This window comes from Arenimonas sp. MALMAid1274, from assembly GCF_049195245.1.
GTDB lineage: Bacteria > Pseudomonadota > Gammaproteobacteria > Xanthomonadales > Xanthomonadaceae > Arenimonas.
Genome location: NZ_JBMIRR010000027.1, coordinates 49,686 through 71,249 on the forward strand (window position 1 = coordinate 49,686; position 21,564 = coordinate 71,249).

At 69.5% G+C, this 21,564-nt stretch carries 17 protein-coding genes; 8 read left to right on the forward strand and 9 right to left on the reverse strand.

Going from position 1 to position 21,564, the window contains the following annotated elements; genetic code table 11:
• Window positions 1-696 precede the first annotated feature (696 nt).
• Complete coding sequence (locus ACOQFR_RS08570) at window positions 697-1,503, reverse strand: inositol monophosphatase family protein (RefSeq protein ID WP_421380820.1); 807 nt, start codon at window positions 1,501-1,503, stop codon at window positions 697-699.
• A 104-nt stretch (window positions 1,504-1,607) separates the two neighbouring features.
• Between ACOQFR_RS08570 and ACOQFR_RS08575 the strand changes: the two genes are divergently transcribed.
• The 3 genes from ACOQFR_RS08575 (at window position 1,608) to ACOQFR_RS08585 (ending at window position 5,534) form a co-directional block, all read left to right on the forward strand.
• Window positions 1,608-2,384 (forward strand): RNA methyltransferase, encoded by a 777-nt coding sequence (locus tag ACOQFR_RS08575; RefSeq protein WP_421380823.1) that lies wholly within the window; start codon window positions 1,608-1,610, stop codon window positions 2,382-2,384.
• A 100-nt stretch (window positions 2,385-2,484) separates the two neighbouring features.
• Window positions 2,485-3,417 (forward strand): phosphate/phosphite/phosphonate ABC transporter substrate-binding protein, encoded by a 933-nt coding sequence (locus ACOQFR_RS08580; protein WP_421380826.1) that lies wholly within the window; start codon window positions 2,485-2,487, stop codon window positions 3,415-3,417.
• 41 nt (window positions 3,418-3,458) lie between these two features.
• The gene (locus ACOQFR_RS08585) at window positions 3,459-5,534 is read left to right on the forward strand and encodes a putative bifunctional diguanylate cyclase/phosphodiesterase (protein WP_421383249.1); all 2,076 of its coding nucleotides are present in this window, start codon (window positions 3,459-3,461) and stop codon (window positions 5,532-5,534) included.
• 33 nt (window positions 5,535-5,567) lie between these two features.
• Here the strand turns inward: ACOQFR_RS08585 and ACOQFR_RS08590 are convergent, their stop codons facing one another.
• Together ACOQFR_RS08590 and ACOQFR_RS08595 are read right to left on the reverse strand one after the other, a co-directional pair.
• Window positions 5,568-6,170: an exopolysaccharide biosynthesis protein gene (locus tag ACOQFR_RS08590; protein ID WP_421380829.1), complete on the reverse strand. Its 603-nt coding sequence runs from the start codon at window positions 6,168-6,170 to the stop codon at window positions 5,568-5,570.
• Window positions 6,171-6,213: 43 nt separating this feature from the next.
• On the reverse strand, window positions 6,214-7,584 hold the full coding sequence (locus tag ACOQFR_RS08595) for a hemolysin family protein (protein ID WP_421380832.1): 1,371 nt from the start codon (window positions 7,582-7,584) through the stop codon (window positions 6,214-6,216).
• Between the two features lie 261 nt (window positions 7,585-7,845).
• On the opposite strand from ACOQFR_RS08595, the gene ACOQFR_RS08600 reads away from it, so the two are divergent.
• Both ACOQFR_RS08600 and ACOQFR_RS08605 read left to right on the forward strand, forming a co-directional pair.
• Window positions 7,846-8,475, forward strand: a complete 630-nt coding sequence (locus ACOQFR_RS08600; RefSeq protein ID WP_421380835.1) for a DUF47 domain-containing protein — start codon at window positions 7,846-7,848, stop codon at window positions 8,473-8,475.
• Window positions 8,476-8,479: 4 nt separating this feature from the next.
• Complete coding sequence (locus tag ACOQFR_RS08605) at window positions 8,480-9,604, forward strand: inorganic phosphate transporter (RefSeq protein WP_421380838.1); 1,125 nt, start codon at window positions 8,480-8,482, stop codon at window positions 9,602-9,604.
• Between the two features lie 228 nt (window positions 9,605-9,832).
• On the opposite strand, the gene ACOQFR_RS08610 is transcribed toward ACOQFR_RS08605, so the two are convergent.
• Window positions 9,833-10,240, reverse strand: coding sequence for a hypothetical protein (locus ACOQFR_RS08610; protein ID WP_421380841.1), 408 nt, complete (start codon window positions 10,238-10,240; stop codon window positions 9,833-9,835).
• A gap of 47 nt (window positions 10,241-10,287) precedes the next feature.
• Between ACOQFR_RS08610 and ACOQFR_RS08615 the strand changes: the two genes are divergently transcribed.
• Window positions 10,288-10,686 (forward strand): MGMT family protein, encoded by a 399-nt coding sequence (locus tag ACOQFR_RS08615; RefSeq protein WP_421380844.1) that lies wholly within the window; start codon window positions 10,288-10,290, stop codon window positions 10,684-10,686.
• Here ACOQFR_RS08615 and ACOQFR_RS08620 read toward each other — a convergent pair.
• The gene (locus ACOQFR_RS08620) at window positions 10,643-11,272 is read right to left on the reverse strand and encodes a 2OG-Fe(II) oxygenase (RefSeq protein ID WP_421380847.1); all 630 of its coding nucleotides are present in this window, start codon (window positions 11,270-11,272) and stop codon (window positions 10,643-10,645) included. The two genes, ACOQFR_RS08615 and ACOQFR_RS08620, sit on opposite strands and share 44 nt — an antisense overlap.
• A 42-nt stretch (window positions 11,273-11,314) precedes the next feature.
• Here ACOQFR_RS08620 and ACOQFR_RS08625 point away from each other — a divergent pair, with 42 nt between their 5' ends.
• Together ACOQFR_RS08625 and ACOQFR_RS08630 are read left to right on the forward strand one after the other, a co-directional pair.
• Window positions 11,315-11,971, forward strand: a complete 657-nt coding sequence (locus ACOQFR_RS08625) for a rhomboid family intramembrane serine protease (RefSeq protein WP_421380850.1) — start codon at window positions 11,315-11,317, stop codon at window positions 11,969-11,971.
• A gap of 219 nt (window positions 11,972-12,190) precedes the next feature.
• Window positions 12,191-12,367: a hypothetical protein gene (locus ACOQFR_RS08630; RefSeq protein WP_421380853.1), complete on the forward strand. Its 177-nt coding sequence runs from the start codon at window positions 12,191-12,193 to the stop codon at window positions 12,365-12,367.
• A 10-nt stretch (window positions 12,368-12,377) separates the two neighbouring features.
• Here ACOQFR_RS08630 and rapA read toward each other — a convergent pair whose 3' ends face one another.
• From rapA to ACOQFR_RS08650, 4 genes are all read right to left on the reverse strand, one after another.
• Window positions 12,378-15,221: an RNA polymerase-associated protein RapA gene (rapA, locus tag ACOQFR_RS08635; RefSeq protein ID WP_421380856.1), complete on the reverse strand. Its 2,844-nt coding sequence runs from the start codon at window positions 15,219-15,221 to the stop codon at window positions 12,378-12,380.
• A complete protein-coding gene (locus ACOQFR_RS08640; protein WP_421380859.1) occupies window positions 15,221-17,122 on the reverse strand; it encodes a M13 family metallopeptidase in 1,902 nt (633 codons plus the stop codon). The genes rapA and ACOQFR_RS08640 overlap by 1 nt, the downstream gene beginning before the upstream one ends.
• Window positions 17,123-17,253: 131 nt before the next feature.
• Window positions 17,254-19,356 (reverse strand): M13 family metallopeptidase, encoded by a 2,103-nt coding sequence (locus ACOQFR_RS08645; RefSeq protein WP_421380862.1) that lies wholly within the window; start codon window positions 19,354-19,356, stop codon window positions 17,254-17,256.
• 46 nt (window positions 19,357-19,402) lie between these two features.
• A complete protein-coding gene (locus ACOQFR_RS08650; protein WP_421380865.1) occupies window positions 19,403-21,514 on the reverse strand; it encodes a M13 family metallopeptidase in 2,112 nt (703 codons plus the stop codon).
• Window positions 21,515-21,564: the final 50 nt, after the last annotated feature.

A 21,564-nucleotide genomic window follows, 5' to 3' on the forward strand; every position in this document is an offset into this window, starting at 1 on the left:
TCCTGCCGATCGCGCGGTTAAACATTTCTCTCCACTTCCCACCCACGCGTCAACGCGTGCGTGTCCACCTGGACACGCGATTCCCTTGGTCGCGAGTTGGATGGACGGCAAGTTCGGAACACCTGTCCGCCCGGCGGCGGGTGTGAGTTCGGGGCGAGGGTGAGGAGCAAATCCGGCATCTCACAGGCCGTGTCGCGACTTTGAAGGTCCGCGTGCGGACCACGTCGGATTCTTGCCGTCCAATGTTCAACGTAGGACGAGCCATAAGCGTGTGCGGCGTCGCACAGCGGAGGCGCGGGAGCTTTTCGCTTTTCCCGCCGGATGCGCGTCTCGGGATCGCCACGAACCCACACCCGCCGCCGGGCGGACAGGTGTTTCGGTCTCGACGTCCATCCAGTGCGCGACCAAGGGGATCGCGTGTCCAGGTGGACACGCACGCGTTGACGCGCTGGTGGCAGGTGTACCGCGTCGTTTAACCGCCGGATCGGCAGGAGAGATGCCCCGCCTTGATCCTGATCCCACACGCGAAAGCATCGTAGCGCGCGGCCACGGGCCTTCCTGTGAGAACCCATGCGGAATGCACCGGCGGCGCCGTGGAAGCGAAGGTCACTTTCTGCGAAATAAAAGGCTTCCCTGAGCAGAAAGTGACCTTCGCTTCCGCGGTGACGCCGGCGCCAGACCCACAACGCGCGAGCTTCAGACCGAGAAAGCCGCCGCGTAGTTCGAAGCGACGATCGCCCGCTGCAGCGAGTCGCTGATCTTCAGGTTGCCGGCCACCAGCTGGCCGGACATCAGCAGCTTGTCGCCGCCGCCCCGGAAATCGCAGACCCGGCCACCGGCCTCGCGCACCAGCAGCATGCCGGCGGCGATGTCCCAGGGCTTCACCCCGGCCTCGAAGTAGGCGTCGGTCCGGCCGCAGGCCACGTAGGCCAGGTCCAGCGCCGCCGAACCCGTGCGCCGGATGTCCTCGGCCTCGGCCAGCAGGCCCTTGAGGCAGTCCAGGTGCGGCGCCAGGCGCGCCCGCTCGCGCGGCGGGAAGCCGGTGATCACCAGCGCGCCCTGCAGGTCCTTGCGCTCGGCCACGCGGATCTTCTTGTCGTTGAGCACGGCGCCGGCACCGCGCGAGGCGGTGAACAGCTCGTTGCGCAGCGGATCGAAGATGACGCCGTGGATCGGCTCGCCGCCCTCGCACAGGGCGATGGACACGCAGAAATGCGGCAGCCCGCGCAGGAAGTTGGAGGTGCCGTCCAGCGGGTCGATCACGAAGGTGTAGCGGCCACTGCCCATCGCGCCCGTTTCCTCGCCAAGCACGGCGTAGTCGGGGAAGGCGCGGCGCAGCTCGCGTATGATCTCCGCCTCGGCCTGGGAATCGACCTCGCTGGCGTAGTCCTGCTTCGATTTCTCGAAGACGTTCAGGCTGTCGAGCTTGCCCATGTGACGCAGGATCAGGTTGCCGGCCGAACGGGCCGCCTTGACCATGACGTTGACGACAGGTTTCTGCATATGCCCGTCCAATGACCGCTGGATTGTGAGAAGAACAAGGGGCCGGTCGAGCCGGCGCGGCGCGAATAATAGCAGGTTGGCCCGAGTGGGGGCTCTAGGCATCGATGACTGACATCCAAGCAAGCCTCCGCATCGTCCTGGTGGGCACCCAGCATCCGGGCAACATCGGCTCGGCCGCGCGGGCGATGAAGACCATGGGCCTGTCGGGCCTGCACCTGGTCGCCCCCGAGCGTTTCCCGGACGTGGAGGCCAATACCCTGGCCGCGGGGGCCGACGACCTGCTGGCCTCGGCCGCGGTGCATGCCGACCTGGACGCGGCCCTGGCCGGCTGCCATTTCGTGCTGGGCACCAGTGCCCGGCGCCGGCACGTGCCGCTGCCGGAGCTCAGTCCGCGCCAGGCCGCGGCCCAGCTGGTGGAAGCGGCGGCCCGCGGGCCGGTGGCCCTGCTGTTCGGCCGCGAGCGCACCGGCCTGGAAAACGAAGAGCTGCAGCGCTGCCATGCCTCGGTGGGCATTCCCACCAACCCGGGCTTCAGCTCGCTCAACCTGGCGGCGGCGGTGCAGGTGCTGTCCTACGAACTGAGGCTGGCCTGGCTGGCCACCCAGGGCCCGGAGGCACCCTCGGGCCGTCCCGTGCCCGGCGCCGAGCCGGAGCCGCCGGCCACCGCCGACGAGCTGGAGCGCTACTTCGCCCACCTGGACCAGGCCCTGCACGACATCGACTTCCACAAGGGCAAGCCACCGGAGATGGTGATGGCCCGGCTGCGGCGCCTGTACCTGCGGGCGGGACTGGACGCCCGCGAGCTCAAGATCCTGCGCGGAATCCTGGCCGAGGCCCAGCGCATGGCCCGGCTGGCGCGCGGCGGCCCGATGAAGGCTTGACCACGCCCCCCGGTGGCCGGGGCATGCATCCTGCCTAGCGCCTTCGCGGCCGGACGCATACAGTAGCCATGCCCGCCGACGAGCTGCCCCCGAGCCCTTTGTGACGCCAACGTTTTCCAGTGCCTCGCCCGGCGGTCTCCGGCCCCTGATCCTGCTCTGCCTGCTGCTGTGCGCGGGCCTGGCCCCTGCGGCCGACGGTGTGCTGGTGCTGGGCCGCATGAGCGATGACCCGCGCAAGCACTACGAGCAGCTGCAGCCGCTGCTGGACTACGTGGTGCCGCGCATGCGCTCGGTGGGCATCACCGAGGGCCGCGTGCTGATGGCGCGCGACCCGCAGCAGATGATGAGCTACCTGCGCCGCGGCAAGGTCGACTGGGTCACCGAAACCCCGGGCACCGGCCTGCTGATGGCCGACCGCGCCGGCGCCCGGCCGCTGCTTCTCACCGAACGCAGCGGCGCCCGCGAATACCGCAGCGTCATCTTCGTGCGCCGCGACAGCGGCATCACCGAGCTGTCGCAGCTGCTGGGCAAGACCATCGCCTTCCAGTCGCCGTCCTCCACCAGCGCCTACCTGGTGCCGGCCATGGTGCTGCGCGAGCAGGGCCTGCCGATGAGCCTGATGGTCTCGCCGCTGGAAGACGCCGACAGCAACAGCGTGGGCTATGTGTTCGCCAACACCGACTCCAACCTGGCGGCCTGGGTGCACAAGCGCCTGGTGGACGCCGGCGGTTTCAGCGACCAGGACTGGGATTCGCTGCAGCGCGTGTCCGAGGCCTTCCGGCGCGACCTGGTGGTGATCCACACCACGCCGCCGGTGCCGCGCGCGATGGAGCTGGTCAGCGGCAGCATGGACCCGGCGGTGGCCGAGCGCCTGAAGCAGGTGCTCCTGGGCGCCAGCACCGATCCGCAGGCGCGCGACGCGCTGCGCCAGTTCTTCCGCACCACCGGCTTCTACGAACCCGACGCCGCCACCCAGGCCACGCTGGACAACCTGCGCCGCGGTGCCCGCGACGTGCGCGAGGCGCTGGAGTGAGGCTGCCGTTCCGGTTGGGCCTGCGCGGCGAGCTGCTGCTGATGATGGGCGGCGTGCTGATCGTGGTGGTCACGCTGTTCGCGGCGCTGTGGTGGCACGAGAAGCGCAGCAACCAGGATGCGCGCGAACTGAGCGCCAGCGCCATGCGCGAACTGGCCCGCGAAGGCCTGCTCAGCCGCGGCCAGACGCTGTCGAGCCAGCTGGCCGACGCTGCCACCAACCCGCTGTATTACCTGGACCTGGCCAAGCTGGGCGAGCTGGCACGCGCCACGCTGCGCCAGCCCGACGTGGTGTACGTGGTGATCCACGACGCCGATGGCCAGGTGGTGCACGACGGCTCGGGCGACATCCCGGCCTTCGGCCAGCCGATGTCGGACCCGATGGCCTACGAGGCGCTCAACGCCGAAGCCGTGCACGGCCAATGGAGCGACAAACTGCTGGACGTGGCCAGCCCGATCCGGATCGGCGGCCAGCGCATCGGCGGCGTGCGCGTGGGCCTGTCGCGCGACAACGCCAACCGGCGCGAGCAGGAAATGCTGGTGCCGCTGGCCGAACGCCTGCAGGCCGCCAGCAACGAACACCTGGGCTGGCTGCTGGCCCTGCTGGCCGCCTTGGCCCTGATTGCGGTGGCGGCGATGGTGCTGCTGCAGCGGCGCATCGTGCAGCCGATCACCGAGCTGGCCGACGCCGCCGCGCGCATCGAGGAAGGCCGCTATGCCGAGGTGCGGGTGCAGTCCAGCCGCCAGGACGAGATCGGCGAGCTGGTGCGCGCCTTCTCGCGCATGAGCGAAAGCGTGGCGCGGCACGATCGCGACATCCGCCGCATGGCCTACACCGACTCGCTCACCGGCCTGTCCAACCGCCTGGCCTTCCGCGAGGCGCTGGACGAGCGCCTGATGACCCTGCAGGCCAGCAGCGGCGAGCTGGCCCTGCTGTTCGTGGACCTGGACGACTTCAAGCGCGTCAACGACACCCTGGGCCACGAGGCCGGCGACGAAGTGCTGGGCCAGCTGTCGATGCGCATCCGCATGTCGGTCGAACGGCTGGGCGGCGTCGGCGCCGAGATCGCGCGCTTCGGCGGCGACGAATTCATCGTGCTGTTCATGGCCGAGGACATCCGCGCCAGTTCGGGCCGCCTGGCCGAGGTGCTGATCGAGGAGATCCAGCGGCCGCTGGTGCTGCGCGGGCGGCAGGTGTTCCTGGGCGCCTCGGTGGGCATCACCCTGTTCCCCTTCGATGCCTCCAGCGCCGGCCAGCTGCTCAAGAACGCCGACATCGCCATGTACCAGGCCAAGGTCGCCGGCAAGGGCTGCTACCGCTTCTACAGCAAGGCCATGGACCAGGCGGTGGAGCGCCGCGTGCAGCTGGAGGAAGAGCTGCGCGGGGCCTGGGACCGCGGCGAGCTGAGCCTGCACTACCAGCCGATCTACCGCCTGGCCGACCGCCGCCTGATGGGCGCCGAGGCACTGTGCCGCTGGCAGCATCCGCGCCTGGGCGTGGTGCCGCCCTCGGTGTTCATCGAAGTGGCCGAGCAGAGCGGCCTGATCGAGGCCCTGGGCCGGCACGTGCTGGTGCAGGCCTGCAAGGACGCGGCCGAGTGGTCGCAGCCGGGCATGGAGCCGCCGTTCGTGTCGGTGAACATCTCGCCGCGCCAGCTGCGCACCGGCGACCTGCCCGACGTGGTGGCCAGCGCCCTGGCCGCCACCGGCGTGCTGCCGCGCCAGCTGCACCTGGAGCTGACCGAGACCGCGGTGCTTGGCGACGAGGTGCAGGCCAGCGCCCTGCTGTCGCGCCTGAGCGCCACCGGGGTGAAGGTGTGGCTGGATGATTTCGGCACCGGCTTCTCGGGCCTGAGCCACCTGCGCCGGGTGCCGGTGGATGGCGTCAAGATCGACCGCAGCTTCGTCGCCGACGTGCTGCGCGATCCCGATGACCTGGCGCTGACCTCGGCCATCATCGCCATGGCGCATTCGCTGGGCATCACCGTGGTCGCCGAAGGCATCGAGGCCGAAGGCCAGTACGAAGTGCTGCGCGAGCGCGGCTGCGACCAGGGCCAGGGCTTCTGGCTGGGCCGGCCGGTGCCGGCGGCGGAGATCCTGCGCAGTTTCCGCGAGTAGGGACGGGGGCGCGAAGGCGCCCGCCGGTCGCGGTCAGTGGAACAGGGCCATGACCCAGCTGACGATCTGGCCGGAGAACACGCCCATCACCACCAGCTGGGCGATGCCCAGGGCCCAGGCGATCAGCATCAGGCGGCCGTCACGTTCGATCAGCGCGATGGCGTAGGCCAGCAGGATCAGGCCGAAGGGATAATTGGTCGCCGGCAGCGGCAGCGCCAGCAGGAAGCCCAGCAGTACCAGCAGCAGGCCGGTGAAGGTCTTGGCAACCGGGTGGTCGATCACCGGTTCGGCGCGCGGGCGGCTGACCTTCTCCAGCCATTTGAGCAGGCGCGAGGTGCGGTCGCGGAATTTGGTCACGCTGCTGCGCGACAGTTCGCGTTTCGACAGGAAGCGCGGCACCCAGGGGTGCTCAAGCTGGAACAGCAGCTGCAAGCCGATCAGGCTGACCAGCGGGCCGCTGATGGCGCCGGCGCCGATGGGCAGCGGCACGAAGGCCGGCAACACGCTGATCAGCAGGAACACGCCAAAGGCGCGCTCCTGGAACTGGTCCAGCAGGTCGCCCAGGCTCAGGTCCCGGTCGCCGCTGCCTTCCACCAGGGCGTGCAGCAGGGCGCGGGTGCTGATTTCGGGGCTCATTGCGGCGAGTGTGGCGTCGGCCGGCTTTATCGGTCCTAAACCTTCAGCTGCCCTCGGCCAGTTCGGGGTCGGGCAGGCGCGCGATCAGCAGCTTGTCGATACGGGCGCCGTCCAGGTCCACCACCTCGACCCGCCAGCCCTGCCAGTCGAACAGCTCGCCCGCATGCGGGATGCGGCCGAAGCGCGCGATCACCATGCCGGCCACCGTGTGGTAGTCGTGCTCCTCTTCGCCGGGCAGGGCGTTGAGAGACAGCAGCTCGCGCAGGTCTTCGGTGGACAGGCGGCCGTCCACCAGCAGCGAGCCGTCCTGGCGGGTAATCACCAGGGCCTCGTCCTCGCTGGTTTCGGTGGCCTGCACGCGGCCCAGCACGGCGCCCAGCAGGTCGGTGACCGAGACCATGCCCTGGATGTCGCCGTATTCGTCCACCACCAGGGCCAGGGTCTGCTGCTCCTCGCGGAAGATTTCCAGCAGCTTCAGCGCATGCGTGGATTCGGACACGAACAGGGCCGGGCGCAGGTTGCGGAACAGGTCGGGCGGGCCGTCGGTGCCGGCGGCGATCAGGCCGGTGAGCGACTTCACTTCCAGGATGCCCAGCACTTCGGTGTCGTTGCCACGGTAGACCGGGTAACGCGCATAGGGCGTCTCGCGCATGGTCGCCAGGTTTTCCTCGGCGCTGGCGGCGGCGTCGAGCCAGGTGATGCGCGTGCGCGGCGTCATCAGGCCGGCGCTGCTGCGGTCGCCCAGGCGCAGCACGCGGTTGATCATGTTGCGCTCGTCGGAGTCGATGACGCCCTGTTCGTGGCTTTCGGCCACCAGCAGGCGGATTTCCTCTTCCGAGACCTGGTTGTCGCTGCCCTGGTTCAGGCCCAGCAGCCGCAGGATGGTGCGGGTGCTCAGCGACAGCAGCCAGACGAAGGGCGCGGCGATCTTCGAGACCCAGGACATCGGGAGCGACACGCCGCTGGCGAACTTCTCGGGCGCCAGCAGGGCGATGCGCTTGGGCACCAGTTCGCCCAGGATGATCGAGAAGTAGGTGATCAGGATCACGGCCAGGGCGGTGCCCAGGGCCTGGTTCACGTCCAGGTTCATGCCCAGCCACGCCAGAACCGGCTGCAGGCCGCCACCAATCAACTGCTCCAGGCCCAGCGGTGCGATCGCGGCCGCAATGCCATTGCCCAGCGCATCGCCGCCGAACATGCCGGTGAGGATGCCGATGGAGGTGATGCCCACCTGCACCGTGGACAGGAAACGCTCCGGGTGCTCGGCCAGGGCGAGAGCGGCCTGGGCGCGGCGGCTCTCCTGCGCCATCTGGCGCAGCTTGGGCTTGCGGGACGCGACCACGGACATCTCCGACAGGGCGAAGAAGCCGTTGCACAGGATCAGGAACAGGACGATGGCTAAAGCAAGGGTCATGGGCCGCCGGCAGGGGCCGGCACGGGCTTCCGTTCAGGGGTGGCGGGGAGGGGCAACTATGCCACAGGCGGTCGGACGGTCCGGTGTCGGCAGCCGGGCCGGCGCCCGGCCGGGCCCGTGTTGCACCGGGGTTTCAGCCGCGTTGCCGGGGCTTGGCCCCGGGCCTGAGAGGCCTGCCGTACGGTCGCTGAGCGGGCGGGCGTTGTAATATTGCCGTCATCTTGAGGGCCGGGGCGTTCCCGGCCAGCCACGGGGCCCCGCATGTTTTCCCTCCAGACCATCTTCGGCAAAGGCGACAAGTTCTACGGCCTGCTCGAATCCAGCGCCGCCGCCGCCCGCGAAAGTGCCCGCGCCCTGGGCGAACTGCTGGCCACGCCGCCGGCCCAGCGTTCGCTGGAGCGTTTCAAGCTGGCCCGCCAGCGCGAGAAGGGCCTGGCCGCCGAGATCAGCCAGGAACTGGTCAACACTTTTGTGACCGCGCTCGAGCGCGAGGACATCGAGGCGCTATCCAACGCCCTGTACAAGATCCCCAAGGTGGTCGAGAAATTCGCCGAGCGCTACTCGCTGGCGCACGAGCGCGTGGGCGACGTGGACTTCGTCTCGCGCGCGGCCATGCTCGAGCGCGCCTGCGCGGTGCTGGAGGAAATGGTGGGCCTGCTGCGCAAGGGCATGAACCTGGAAACCACCAAGGTCCTCAATGACAAGCTGCAGGCCATCGAGGCCGAAGCCGACCGCCTGATCCTGGAGCTCTACCGCGACACCTACACCCACGAAACCGACCCCATGCGCTACCTGATCCTGAAGGACCTGTTCGAGATCCTGGAGAAGGCCATCGACCGCTGCCGCGATGCCGGCAACGTGATCTACGGCGTCGTGCTCAAGAACGCCTGATCCCATGACCGCCGCCCTGATTCTGGTGCTGGTCGTCATCCTGACGGCCCTGGTGTTCGAGTACATCAACGGTTTCCACGACACCGCCAATTCCATCGCCACCGTGGTGGCCACCAAGGTGCTGAACCCGACCCAGGCCGTGGCCCTGGCGGCCTTCATGAACCTGATCGGCGCCCTGGCCGGCACCGCCGTGGCCAAGACCATCTCCTCGGGCCTGATCGACGACCAGGTGGTGGAGGTCACGTCCCAGCTGATCATCTGCGCGCTGTCGGGCGGCATCATCTGGAACCTGATCACCTGGTGGTTCGGCCTGCCGTCCTCCTCCAGCCACGCCCTGATCGGCGGCCTGTGCGGCGCGGCGCTGGCCGCCGCCGACAACAGCTTCGACGCCCTGATCTGGTCGCGGGCGGCCGAGGACTGGACCAAGAGCCAGGGCATCTTCTGGAAAGTGGTGGTGCCGATGATCAGCTCGCCGGTGGCCGGCTTCACGCTGGGTCTGGTGCTGATGGGCGCGCTGATGGCCATCATCAGCGCGATGAACGGCGCCGGCGGCTGGATCGCGCGCATCTCCCGGCCGCGCTGGGTGAACACGGTGTTCGGCAAGGCGCAGATTGTCAGCGCGGCCTACATGGGTTTCGCGCACGGCACCAACGACGCGCAGAAGACCATGGGCATCATCGCGCTGGCCCTGATCGGCGCGGAGGCGGCGGGCACGCTGGACAACCTGCCGTCCTGGCTGGCCTTCATGCATCCGGGCGACGGGGACGGCATCGAGCTGTGGATCGTCATCACCTGCGCCATCGTGATGGCGGCCGGCACCGCCGCCGGCGGCTGGCGCATCATCAAGACCCTGGGCCACAAGATGGTGAAGCTGCATCCCATCCACGGCTTCGCGGCGGAAACCAGCTCGGCCACCATCCTGACCCTGGCCGCTCACTTCGGCATGCCGGTTTCGACGACCCACAGCATCTCCACCGCCATCATGGGCGTGGGCGTGGCCAAGAACCCGCGCGCGCTGCAGTGGACCGTCATCCAGAAGATCGTCTGGGCCTGGATCCTGACCATCCCGGCCGCGGGCGGGCTGGCCTACCTGCTGCTGAAATTGCTCATGGCGCTGGGGTGGGATTGATTTTTGCCGCGGATTTGCGCGGATGGGCGCGGATAAAAGCGGATAGGGCATTTGACGCGGAATGACGCGGACAAGAGCAGATCAATCAGGAAGCCGAAGTGCTTTTCGCCGCCTCCGGACGTCGGCCGGGATCAACCGCTATTTGCTCTATCCGCGTAATCCGCGTTAATCCGCGTCAAAAAAATCCGCTCTTATCCGCGCCATCCGCGCAAATTCGCGGCAAAGCGTTTAAAGCAGATCCCCACCCGCCGAAAGCATGCGTTCCATCTGGTCGCCCAGGCCGCCGATTTCCAGCACCAGGCGGTCGAGTTCGGCGGCGGTGAGGGTGTCGTAGGGGCGGTTCTCGCACAGCTGCAGGTAGGGCACGGAATCGAGCTCGCCGATGGCGAGATAGCCCACGCGGCTCTGCCAGTTGAACGACAGCATGCGGCGCGGGTCGATGCCGGTCATCGGCGCCAGCACGGTGTTCACGCGCAGGTAGGCGCGTCCGTCGTCGCCCACCAGCTCCGACAGGAAGATGCTCTGGTGGCGGCGGCCCTGGGCCATCGAGAGCTGCACGCACAGCAGGTAGGGTTCGCTGGCCGTGAGCTTGTACTTGCCCTGGACGTGGCCGCGGATCTGTTCGAAGTTCTGCATGGGGGGGTCGGATTCGGAAAGCGTGGGGAGCGTTATCCTAAACCCGCATGCCCCGAAAGCCTAACCCCGAGACCCCGGCCGAACGCTCCCGCCGCCTGATCCTGGCGGCGGTGCGCGCGGTGCCGCGCGGCGAAGTGGCGGGCTATGGCGAGGTGGCCCGGCGCGCCGGCCTGCCCGGGCGCGCGCGGCTGGTGGCGAAGGTGCTGTCGGCGGGCGACGAGCCGGGACTGCCCTGGCATCGCGTGCTGCGCTCGGACGGCCGCATCGCCTTCCCGGACGGATCGCCCGGCTTTGACGAGCAGGTGCAGCGGTTGCGCGCCGAAGGCGTGGTGGTCGAGGCGGGAAGGGTGCGCGGCCAGCGCGCCGCCGCGACCTTGGACGAACTGATGTGGGCGCCGCCGCTCAGCCCGCGCGCGGACGCTGCCGGAACCAGGCGGCGACGCTGAAGCGCGGCCGCGTCGCCGGCCGCACCTCGTGCTCGATGCCGTCGCTGAGGAAGACGGCCAGCGTGCCCTGCCGCGGCGCGATGTCCTGCGGGCCCTCGGGCAGGTGCAGGCGCAGCGCGCCGCCGGCGTCCCCAGGCCAGTCGGGGTTGAGGTAAACCACCAGCGACAGCACGCGCGCGTCGTCGCTGCGGAAGCGGTCGCGATGGCGCGCGTAGGACGCGCCCACCGGGTAATGCGCGAAGTGCGCCTCGACCTCATCCAGGCCCAGCAGCAGGCGGCGGTTGAGCTCGACCCGCAGCTGGTCGAGTCCCGCCAACAGGGCGCGCGCTGCGGCGCCGCAGGCGGGATCGTCCAGCCACAGCGTGGCGTCGCCGCGCAGGCCGGCGTGGCGGCGATCGCCGGCGCGTCCGGTGGCCGCGGGCTGCAGCCGCCCGGACGCGGCATGGGTGATCGCTTCTTCACGCGCCGCGACCAGCAGCGCGGTGTCCGGCGGAAGGTCCAGCGTGGCCCAGTCGTGCGTGCGCAGGCGCGCGGCCAGCGCGTCGGTCAGGCGGTCGTCGGCCAGCGGGGAAGGCGGGGCGGGCATGCCGGTATGATACGGGCTGGTTCCTGTCCGGATGCGCCAACGATGCAGTTCCCTCCGCTTACTAAGAAGCTGCTCTGGGTCCTCGCGGCGATGCTGCTGCTGCCGCTGGTGCTGCCGCGCAGCCTGGCGCCGCACCTGATGCTGTGGCCGCTGGGCGACGACGGTTCGGCGATGGCCTCGCAGTACGGCTTCGCGCCCTGGCAGGTGCTGACGCACGTGGTGCTCGACACCGCGCCGATGCACCTGATCTTCATCGCGCTCACTGTGGTGTTCTTCGGCTCGCAGCTGGAGATGATGTGGGGCGAGCGGCGCTACGGCCTGTACCTGCTCACCTGCGCGGCGGGCGGCGGCGTGTTCCAGCTGCTGGTGATGAGCATCGGCCTGCGTTATGGCGTGATTCCCTACCTGCCGTCGGCGGGCGCCAGCGCGGTGGCGTTCGGCATCCTGTTCGCGTGTGCCTATCTGAATCCGCACCAGCGGGTGATGCTGCTCATTCCACCGATCCCGATGAAGATGTGGGTGCTGGTGGCGGTGATCTGCGGCATGGAGCTGGCGTTTGGCGTGTTTGCGTCTGACAACGGGCTGGCCCACCTGGGCTTTCTGGGCGGCATGCTGGCGGGGTGGCTGCATATCCGGTACTGGCGGGGGTTGCCGCCGTTCCGGCCGAGGCGGCCGCCGGGGCCGCGCCTGGTGCGTTGATCTGGCGTTGGTTTTTTTTGACGCGGATGAACGCTGAAAAACGCGGATAACTCTACCGGCTGCTTACTGACGTTTGGGGGCGCCTTGGCGATGGGTCTTCGTTGCGCGCATTGCGAGGCTTCGTTGGGTCAGTTCCGGCTGTTTAGTCAAAGTTGTGGGCAGTGCGGAAGCAAATACGTGGCACGTCCCGGGTTCTCGCCACTGCGAGGCATCCTGGGAATGCTCCTTCCCGCGATCTGGTTCGCGTCCTTGTTCCTGCCAGTTCCGATGTCGATCAAGCTGATCGGCGTGCCGCTGCTGCTGGCGGTCGCTGCGATCTGGCTGACGCTCGGCACCCAGGTGTGGGTGCATTCGCGTGGGCAGTCAGGGTCGGCGGCGCCGAAGATGGAGCGTTGAGGCGAAAGGGCTATCGGCGCAGCTGCAGGAAGTCGGTGCTGGCGACGAGGCGCAGGCTGTCCAGGCGCGGGCGGGCGGTGGGCAGGGCGGCGCGCAGGGCGTCGAGTTCGGATTCCAGCGCGGCGATTTCTTCGGGGCGCACGGCGGGGTTGACCTGGGCCAGGGCGCGCAGGCGGTCGATCTCGTTGCCCAGCAGCTGGTCGGCGGTGGTCAGGGCCGATTCGATGCGTTGGGCGGCCTGCAGCAGGGCTTCCTCCCGGGCGCGTTCCAGCATCGGCGGCACCAGGGCCGCGAGCACCTTGCGCTGGGGCGAGAGGTCGAAGACGCGGTCGCCGGCACGCAGGCGGGCGCGTTCGCCGGGCGCGAAGTCGGGGCGCAGCTGCAGGCGGGTGTCCACCGCCACCACCAGGGGCGCGGGCGGCAGGTAGCGCTCCACGTCCAGGCCGCGCGGGGCCACGCACTCCAGCACGCTCACGGCTTCCATCACCACGGTGCGCGGCGGCAGGCTGTCGTCCACCAGGAAGGCGGCGTTGCCCGATTCGCCCGAGACCAGCAGTTCGCCGGCCGAGAGCAGCAGCGGGTGATCGGCGCGCAGGTAGAGCAGGTCGTCGCGGCCCAGTGCGGTCATGCGGTCGAAGGTGGCGGTGCGCGGGCCGTTCTTGAACTCTTCGAAGCCGTCCACGGTGACGTGTTCGGGATCGAGCAGCCACAGGTTGGCGGCCAGCGGCTCGTTGTGGATGCCGAAGTGCTCCAGCAGGCGCAGCGCGTGGTCGTCCATCGCGGCGTGGTGGTCGTCCTCGCGCAGCGCGGTGAGCAGGCGGGTGGACGGATGGCTGCGGCTGCCCAGTTCGAGCAGGCGGTCGCGGCCTTCGGCGATGATGCGGGCCAGCTCGGCGTGCTTGTCGCGCGTGCGCTTGATCAGCTCGGTCAGCGCGGGTTCGCGGGCGTCGCCGTCCTGGGCGGCCAGCTGCAGCAATTCGGCGCCGAAGCTGCGCAGCAGCTCGCGGCCGTCGGCCAGCACGCCGCGGAAGGCGTCCAGGCCTTCGTGCACCCAGCGCAGCAGCACGTCCTGCGCGCTGCCCGCCACTGCGGCGGCGTGGATGTTGACGTCGCCGCGCTGGCCGATGCGGTCCAGGCGGCCGATGCGCTGTTCCAGCATGTCCGGGTGCAGCGGCAGGTCCCACATCACCAGGTGCTGGGCGAACTGGAAGTTGCGGCCCTCGGCGCCGATCTCGCTGGCGATCAGCAGGCGCGCGCCTTCCGGATCGGCGAAGTAGGCGGCGTTGCGGTCGCGCTGCAACAGGTTCATGTCTTCGTGGAAGCGGGCGACCGGCAGGCCGCTGCGCAGGCGCAGCGCCTCTTCCAGTGCCTGCACCTTGGCGCGCGAGCGGCACAGCAGCAGCACCTTGGCGGGCGCCACGGCCTCGAGGATGCCCAGCAGCCAGTCCGTGCGCGGGTCGCGGGCATAGTCGTGCGCGGGCTCGTCGTCGGTTTCGCCGACATCGTGCGCGAACTCGGCGCGCAGGCGGCCGAGCACGGTGGGATCTTCCGGCACGTCGAGCGCGGTGAGGTGGGGCAGGCGCACGGGGAAGCCGCCGATCGCCGCGCGGCGGTTGCGGATCATCACTCGGCCGGTGCCGTGGCGGTCCACCAGGTCCGACAGCAGGGCGTCGCGCTCGCGGGTGTCGCCGGCGGCGATGCGGCCCAGCCGGCCGACCAGGGCCTCGTCGTCGCCGGGGAACAGCGCCGACAGGGTGGCCATGTCCTCGGTGGTGAGAGCCTGGTCCTCGAGCAGGCGTTCGGCCAGCGCCGAGAGCTCCAGGTAGCGGCGCGATTCTTCGCGGTAGCTTTCCAGGTCGGTGTAGCGGGCGGGGTCGAGCAGGCGCAGGCGGGCGAAGTGGCCGCCCAGGCCGAGTTGTTCCGGCGTGGCGGTGAGCAGCAGCAGGCCCGGCGTCTGCAGCGACAGCGACTCCACCAGCGCATAGCCGGGGCTGGAGAATTCCGGCGTCCACACCAGATGATGGGCCTCGTCCACCAGCAGCAGGTCCCAGCCCGCGGCCAGGGCCTGGCGGGCGCGCTTGTCGTGGCTGGCCAGCCAGTCCACCGACGCGATCACGCACTGCTCGTCCTCGAAGGGATTGGCCTTGGGCTCGGTCAGCTCCAGCGATTCGCAGCGCTCTTCGTCGTAGATGGCGAAGGGCAGGTTGAAGCGGCGCAGCAGCTCGACGAACCACTGGTTGACCAGGCTTTCCGGCACCAGCACCAGCACGCGGCGCACGCGGCCGCTGGCCAGCTGCTGGGCGGTGATCAGGCAGGCCTCGATGGTCTTGCCCAGGCCCACTTCATCGGCCAGCAGCAGGCGCGGCGGCCGGCGCTGGCTGGCGCGCTCGGCCACCTGCAGCTGGTGCGGGATCAGGTCGATGCGCGCGCCCAGCACGCCCCAGCCCGGATGCGCGCGCGCCTCGGCCCGGCGCTGCAGGCACTCGCGCCGGAATTCGAACTGGTCGTTGCGGTCGACGCGGCCCGACAGCAGGCGCGAATCGGCCTGCGACACGGGCTGCTCGGCGTCGAGCTCGCCCTCGGCATGCGCCTGGCCGTCGCAGGTGTAGTGGATCAGCGCATCGTGCAGCTCGGCGCTTTCCACCGTCTTGTCCTGGCCGCCGATGCGCACGCGCTCGCCGGGCCGGAACACGGCGCGCAGCAGGGGCGCCGAGCCCAGTGCGTACATGCGCACCACGCCGGTGCCGGTGAACACGATCTGCACCTGCCGACCCGCCAGCCGCAGCACCGTGCCGAGCCCGAGTTCGGGTTCGGCGCTCGAGAACCAGCGCTGGCCGGGGGCGAAGGTGTTCATCAGCGCCAAAGGGCAACCTGCTCCTTGGCGGTGCGCTGCATCGGCACCTTGCCCTTGCAGCCGTACGCCTGGCCGAAGGCGGGCAGGTTGGACAGCGGGCCGTTCACGCGCCACTTGGAAGGCGCATGGATGGCGCTGGCCTGCGCGGCCGCCAGCACGGTGTCCTTGTCCTGGCGCGCCCACAGGTTGGCCCAGCCGGTGAAGAAAGCCTTGGACGCGGCGGCGTCGGGCGTGCCCTGCGCATTCAGCGCGGCCCAGGCGATCTCCAGGCCGGCCAGGTCGGCCTGGTTCTGCGCGAAGCTGCGGGTACCGTTGACCTTGGTGGCGCCGCCCGTGGCGGAGTAGGCGTTGTACTGCGCGATCAGCGGCGTGGCGCGCTTGCCCCAGGCGGCCGCGTCCGGGCCGTCCCACGTCTGCAGCGACAGGCTGAGCTGCTGCGCCACCAGCGCACCGAAGCCGCCGAAATCAGCGGCGCTGCCGCCGTCGTCGAGGATGGGCGGCTGCAGCGTGCCCGAGGTCACCACCAGGCGGTTTTCCTGCGGCAGCAGCGCCACCAGCGGCTGCCACTGCTCGGCCGGCCAGGCCATGCGCGCGCGCACCAGCGCGTACTTCTGCAGCCAGCGGCGCAGCGCCAGCACGTTGCCGGCCAGCTCGTTGCGCTTGAACTTCAGGTCGTCGAACACGTTGTCGGGCACTTCGCTGCCGACCTGGATCACCATGGCCTGCAGGCGCGCGCGCGCCGAGGCCTTGCCGCCTTCGCTCAGCCACGGCGCGCGGTCCACCGAGGCGATGGCGCTGGCGCGCACGGCCTCGGCGATGGCCTTGGCGCGCTCCTGGCGCGGCACCGGCAGGAAGCGCTGGGTGTAGGCGGCGTCGAGCAGCTCGGGCACGCGCGATTCAAGCACCCAGCGGGCGCGCAGCGCGCGCGGCGTCGGCGCCGCCTGGCCGGCCAGGGTCACTTCGTACAGCTGGCCCCAGGGATCGTTGAAGCCCTTGGACAGCGTGGGCGCCATGTCGCGCGCGATCTGCGCACGCAGGTAGACCTTCCACTGCTCGGGCTTGGTCTTGGCGATCAGCTGGTTGAGCGCCTGGAAGAAGCCCGGCGCGGTCATCGCCACCTGGCTGGCCTTGAGGCCGTGCGCGGCCAGCAGGCGTTCGAGTTCGAGCGCACCGGCCACGCCGGAAGCGTCCTTGGTGGACATGACCTGGAACGGCGTGCCGGTGAGCGTGGCCTTGGCCAGGGTGCGCTCCATCTGCATCACCCAGCCCACCTGCTCGGCCAGCTTGGCCTCGGGCGTGCCGGTGAGCCGCAGCCATTCCCAGACCGCGGCGCCGTAGCGCTTCTCCACCGGCTGCACCAGCGGGTCGGTGCTGTCGTAGAAGCCGGGGTCGGGCAGGCCGATGCCGCCGGCGCCGATCTGGGCGTAGGGCGTGCCGGTGTTGTCGCGCAGCACCTGCAGGTCCACCAGCACGGGCATGCCGGCCGCGTGCAGCGCGGCAATGGCCGGGGCCACGTCGCGGGTGCGCTTGATCTTGTCGACGATGGCCAGCAGCGGCGCCAGCGGCTTGGCGCCGGCGGCTTCGATCGCGGCTTCGTCCTGGGCGCTGGCGAACAGGTCGGCCAGCCGCACCGACACCATGGCCTGCGCCGGCGCCGTGGTGGCCGACAGCACCTGGTCGCGCTGGGCCTGGTTCTGGGCGTACAGCTGGTCCCAGCGGCTGAGCGAGCTGGCATTGGCAGGCAGCTTGTTGCCGGCCAGCCAGGCCGCATTGGCGTGGCCGTAGAAGTCGGTGCAGGCGGCGGGGGTGGCGGGCGCGCGCTGCGCGGCGGCCGGGCCGGCGGCCAGGGTGAGCATCAGGGCGACGACCAGGGGCGAGACCAGGGGCAGGCGGACGGGCATCGCGGACTCCAATTCAGGGGACCGCGATTCTACCGCCCCGGCCGGGCCCGGCCCACCCAATTCGCGCCCAAAAAGAAAACGGCCCGGGCAAGCCGGGCCGTTCCCTTACCTGAACGCAGGGGCGTGGCGGCTTACCAGATGGCAACCTTCACGTCGTCGGCCCGCACCATGGCGTCGCCGGCCTTGCAGCCGAAGGCGTCGGCGAAGGCCGGCAGGTTGGACGGCGCGCCGATGGCCCGGAAGTTGGCCGGGGCGTGCGAATCGGTCTGCAGGCGCACCTTGAGCTCCTCGGGCTTGTAGTTCACGCGCCAGACCGTGGCCCAGTTCATGAAGAAGCGCTGGTTGGGGCCGTAGCCCTCGATCTCGCCGACGCGCTTGTTCTCCAGCTCGCGCTGCAGGGCGTCGTAGGCCACCGCCAGGCCACCCAGGTCGGCGATGTTCTCGCCCAGGGTCAGCTTGCCGTTGACGGTTTCCCCGTCAATGGAGTGGTAGCCGTTGAACTGCGCCACCAGCTTGCCGGTGAGCTCCTCGAAGCCGGCCTTGTCCTTGTCGCTCCACCAGTTCTCGAAGTTGCCGGTCGGTCCGAAGCGGCTGCCCTGGTCGTCGTAGCCGTGGATCATCTCGTGGCCGATCACGGCGCCGATGCCGCCGTAGTTCACCGCGTCGTCGGCATTGGGGTCGAAGAAGGGCGGTTGCAGGATCGCGGCCGGGAACACGATCTCGTTGGCCAGCGGGTTGTAGTAGGCATTCACCGTCTGCGGGCTCATGCCCCACTCGGTCTTGTCCACCGGCTCGCCGATCTTGGACAGGTTCCACTTGTGGTTGAACTCGTTGGCGGCCATCAGGTTGGCCACGTAGCTGTCGCGGCTGGTCTGCAGGCCGCTCCAGTCGCGCCACTTGTCCGGGTAGCCGATCTTGGGCGTGAACGAGGCCCACTTCTCCAGCGCCTTGGCCTTGGTCTCCGGGCTCATCCAGGCCAGGCCCTCGATGCGCGTCTTCAGCGCCGCGCCCAGGTTGCTCACCAGCGACTGCATGCGCTCCTTGGCCTCGGGCGAGAAGGCCACCTCGACGTACTCCTCGCCCAGCGCTTCGCCCATCTGGCCGTTGATGGTGTTGAGCACGCGCTTCCAGCGCGGCTGCATCTCGGCCTGGCCGCGCAGGGTCTTGCCGTAGAAGTTGAAGTTCTCGGTGGCGAAGTCATCCGAGAGAAAGGGCGAGGCATTGCTGATCGCCTGCGTGCGCAGGTAGGCCTGCCAGGTCGCGGCGGGCACGTCGGCCAGCATCGCGCTGACTTCCTTGTGGAAGGCGGGCTGGGCCAGCGAGAACATCTCCGGCGCCTCCAGGCCCTGCGCGCTGAAGAAGGCCGACCACTTGAAGTTCGGGGTCAGCGCGTCGGCGTCGGCGACGCTGACCGGGTTGTAGTACAGCGAGACGTCGCGCGACAGCTCCTCGGCCGACGAAGACACCTTCGCCAGGCGGGTTTCGAAGGCCATCACGGCCTGGGCCTGTTCGGCCGCGGTGGCCTCGTCGGCGCCCGCCAGCTTGAGCAGATTGGCCAGGTAGCCCACATAGGCCTCGCGGATGGATGCGTGCTTCTCGTCGAAGTAATAGCCCTTGTCCGGCAGGCCCAGGCCGCCCTGGGTGGCATAGGCGATGTTGAGGCTGGAGTTCTTGAAATCGGCCAGCGGTCCGAAGCCGAACACGTAGGCCTGGCCCTTGGCGTAGCTGTTGGCGATGTAGGCGGCGATGGCCTCGCCCGAGTCGAGCGCAGCGATCTCGTCGAGCATCGGCTGGATCGGGGTGATGCCGGCGGCGTTCACCGCGGCCTCGTCCATGCCGGTGGCCCAGACGTCGCCGATCAGCTTGCCGGTGCCGGTGGCATTGGGCTGCGCGGCCAGGTTCTCCACCAGCTTCTGCTGGATTTCCAGCGAGCGTTCGGCCAGGACCACGAACGGGCCCCAGGTGGTGCGGTCGGCCGGGACCGGATTGGCGGCCAGCCACTTGCCGTTGACGAAGCCGTTGAAGTCGGTGCAGGCGGCGACATTGCTGTCCAGGTCGCTGGCCTGCAGCGAGATCGCGGGGATCTTCAGGCTGGACAGGTCCACCACGGGCTTGGCCGGGGCCGTTTCAGGCGCAGCGGCGGTTTCCGCTGGCGCGTCGGCCTTCTGGCAGGCGGCAAGCGCGACGCTGACCGCGAGGGCCAGGGCGAGGGGTTTGATCGAGCGTAGGTTCACGTGAAGCTCCAGGCCGGTGCGGCCGTGTTGGGAAAGGGGAGGGGAATCACCAGATGACGACGCGGTCGGCGGCCGGGCGCACCATCTTGTCGCCTTCCTTGCAGCCGAAGGCGGCGGCGAAGGCGGGCAGGTTGGAATGCGGGCCGATGGCGCGGAACATGCCGGGCGAATGCGGGCCGACCGTGATCTGCTGCTTGAGCTGGGCCTCGGTGAAGGCCACGCGCCAAACCGTGGACCAGTTCATGAAGAAGCGCTGGTCCTGGCTGTAGCCGTCGATCATCGGGTCGGTGAAGCCGGGGCCCTGCGCCTGTTTCAGCGCGTCGTAGGCCACGGTGACGCCGCCCAGGTCGGCGATGTTCTCGCCCAGGCCCAGACGCCCGTTGACGAACAGCCCCGGCAGCGCCTCGTAGCCGCTGTACTGGTCGGCCAGCTTGGTGGTCGCGGCCTCGAACTTGGCGCGGTCCTCTTCGGTCCACCAGTTCACCATGTTGCCCTGGGCGTCGAACTTGCTGCCCTGGTCGTCGAAGCCATGCAGCATCTCGTGGCCGATCACCGCGCCGATGCCGCCGTAGTTCAGCGCGTCGTCGGCGTTGGCGTCGAAGAAGGGCGGCTGCAGGATCGCCGCCGGGAACACGATTTCATTGGCGGTGGAGCGGTAGTAGGCGTTCACCGTCTGCGGGCTCATGCCCCACTCGCTGCGGTCCACGGGCTTGCCGATCTTGTCGAGGTTGAAGCGCGTGTTGAAGGCCATGGCCGCCATCACGTTGTCGGCGTAGCTGGCGCGCGCCACCGACAGGCCGCTCCAGTCGCGCCACTTGTCCGGGTAGCCGATCTTGGGCGTGAACGACGCCCACTTCTCGAGCGCCTTGGTCTTGGTCTCGGCGCTCATCCAGTCCAGGTTCTCCAGGCGTCCCTTGAGCGACTGCATCAGGTTCTGCACCAGGGCCTCCATCTTGGCCTTGGATTCGGGCGGGAAGGCCTGCGCCACGTAGATCTGCCCGAAGCCTTCGCCCATGGCGCCGTTGAGCGTGCCCAGCACGCGCTTCCAGCGCTCCTGCAGCTCGGCCTGGCCGCCAAGCGTCTTGCGGTAGAAATCGTAGTTGGCCTGCACGAAGGGCTGGCTGAGGTAGGGCGCGGCATTGTCGATGGCGCGGAAGCGCAGCCAGGTCTGCCACTGCTCCAGCGGCACGTCGGCCAGCATGGCGTCGAATTCCTTGAAGAAGCCCGGCGTGGCCAGCGAGAAGGAGGCCGGCGCCGGCACGTCAAGGGCGGCGAAGAACGCGGTCCAGGAAAAGTGGGGCGTGCTGGCGTCGGCATCGGCCAGCGCGACCGGGTTGTAGCGCGTGGCCGGGTCGCGCATCTCGACGCGGCCCAGCGAGGCCTTGGCCAGGCGGGTTTCGAAATCCAGCACCTGGCGGGCCTGGGCCCGGGCGCTTTCGGCGTCGGCTCCGCCCAGCGTCAGCACCTTGGCCACGTGCTCGAGGAAGGCGGCGCGCGCGGTCTGGTAGTCCTCGCGGTCTTCCAGGTAGTACGCGCGTTCGGGCAGCGACAGCCCGCCCTGCACGGCATAGGCGATGTTGGTGCCGGAGTCCTTGTAGTCGGCCATCGAGAAGAAGCTAAAGAGCATGCCCTGGCCGCGCGCGTAGGCGTCGCCCAGGTAGGCGGGGATGTCGGCGTTGGCCTGGATCGCCGCGATGCGGTCGAGTTCGGGCTGCAGCGGCGCCAGGCCGGCCGCTTCGATCGCCGGCTCGTCCATGCCCGAGGCGAAGAAGTCGCCGACCTTCTGCTCCATCGAGCCCTGCGGCCAGGTACTGGCGGCCGCGGCCTTGGCCAGTTCGTGCTGCACCTGCAGGGAGCGCTCGCCGAGGGCCGCGAAGGCACCCCAGACCGTGCGGTCGCCCGGCACGGGGTTGGCGGCTAGCCACTTGGCATTCACGAAGTCGTTGAAGTCCTGGCAGGCCTGCACCTGCGTATCGATGTCGGCCAGCTGCAGCGAAATCGGCTGCTGGCTGACCTTGCCCAGGTCGATGCTCAGCTTGGGCACTTCCGGCGCCTCGGGCGCGGCCGCGGTTTCGACCGGCGCCGGCGCGCGCTGGCAGGCCGCCAGGGCCAGGGTGATGGACAGGGCGAGCAGGAGCGGCTTGGGCGCGAAGGTCATGGCGTTTCCAGGGAGGGAGCTAGCCGACAAGGCTAGGCGCTGCGCGTGGG

Coding starts and splice junctions, on each gene's coding strand:
- ACOQFR_RS08620 (WP_421380847.1), bottom strand. CDS start 11,272: ATGCCCGCCCCGCCTTCCCCGCTGGCCGACGACCGCCTGACCGACGCG.
- rapA (WP_421380856.1), bottom strand. CDS start 15,221: ATGAACACCTTCGCCCCCGGCCAGCGCTGGTTCTCGAGCGCCGAACCC.
- ACOQFR_RS08600 (WP_421380835.1), top strand. CDS start 7,846: ATGTTTTCCCTCCAGACCATCTTCGGCAAAGGCGACAAGTTCTACGGC.
- ACOQFR_RS08590 (WP_421380829.1), bottom strand. CDS start 6,170: ATGAGCCCCGAAATCAGCACCCGCGCCCTGCTGCACGCCCTGGTGGAA.
- ACOQFR_RS08615 (WP_421380844.1), top strand. CDS start 10,288: ATGCCCCGAAAGCCTAACCCCGAGACCCCGGCCGAACGCTCCCGCCGC.
- ACOQFR_RS08610 (WP_421380841.1), bottom strand. CDS start 10,240: ATGCAGAACTTCGAACAGATCCGCGGCCACGTCCAGGGCAAGTACAAG.
- ACOQFR_RS08640 (WP_421380859.1), bottom strand. CDS start 17,122: ATGCCCGTCCGCCTGCCCCTGGTCTCGCCCCTGGTCGTCGCCCTGATG.
- ACOQFR_RS08575 (WP_421380823.1), top strand. CDS start 1,608: ATGACTGACATCCAAGCAAGCCTCCGCATCGTCCTGGTGGGCACCCAG.
- ACOQFR_RS08605 (WP_421380838.1), top strand. CDS start 8,480: ATGACCGCCGCCCTGATTCTGGTGCTGGTCGTCATCCTGACGGCCCTG.
- ACOQFR_RS08625 (WP_421380850.1), top strand. CDS start 11,315: ATGCAGTTCCCTCCGCTTACTAAGAAGCTGCTCTGGGTCCTCGCGGCG.
- ACOQFR_RS08585 (WP_421383249.1), top strand. CDS start 3,459: ATGATGGGCGGCGTGCTGATCGTGGTGGTCACGCTGTTCGCGGCGCTG.
- ACOQFR_RS08595 (WP_421380832.1), bottom strand. CDS start 7,584: ATGACCCTTGCTTTAGCCATCGTCCTGTTCCTGATCCTGTGCAACGGC.
- ACOQFR_RS08570 (WP_421380820.1), bottom strand. CDS start 1,503: ATGCAGAAACCTGTCGTCAACGTCATGGTCAAGGCGGCCCGTTCGGCC.
- ACOQFR_RS08630 (WP_421380853.1), top strand. CDS start 12,191: ATGCTCCTTCCCGCGATCTGGTTCGCGTCCTTGTTCCTGCCAGTTCCG.
- ACOQFR_RS08650 (WP_421380865.1), bottom strand. CDS start 21,514: ATGACCTTCGCGCCCAAGCCGCTCCTGCTCGCCCTGTCCATCACCCTG.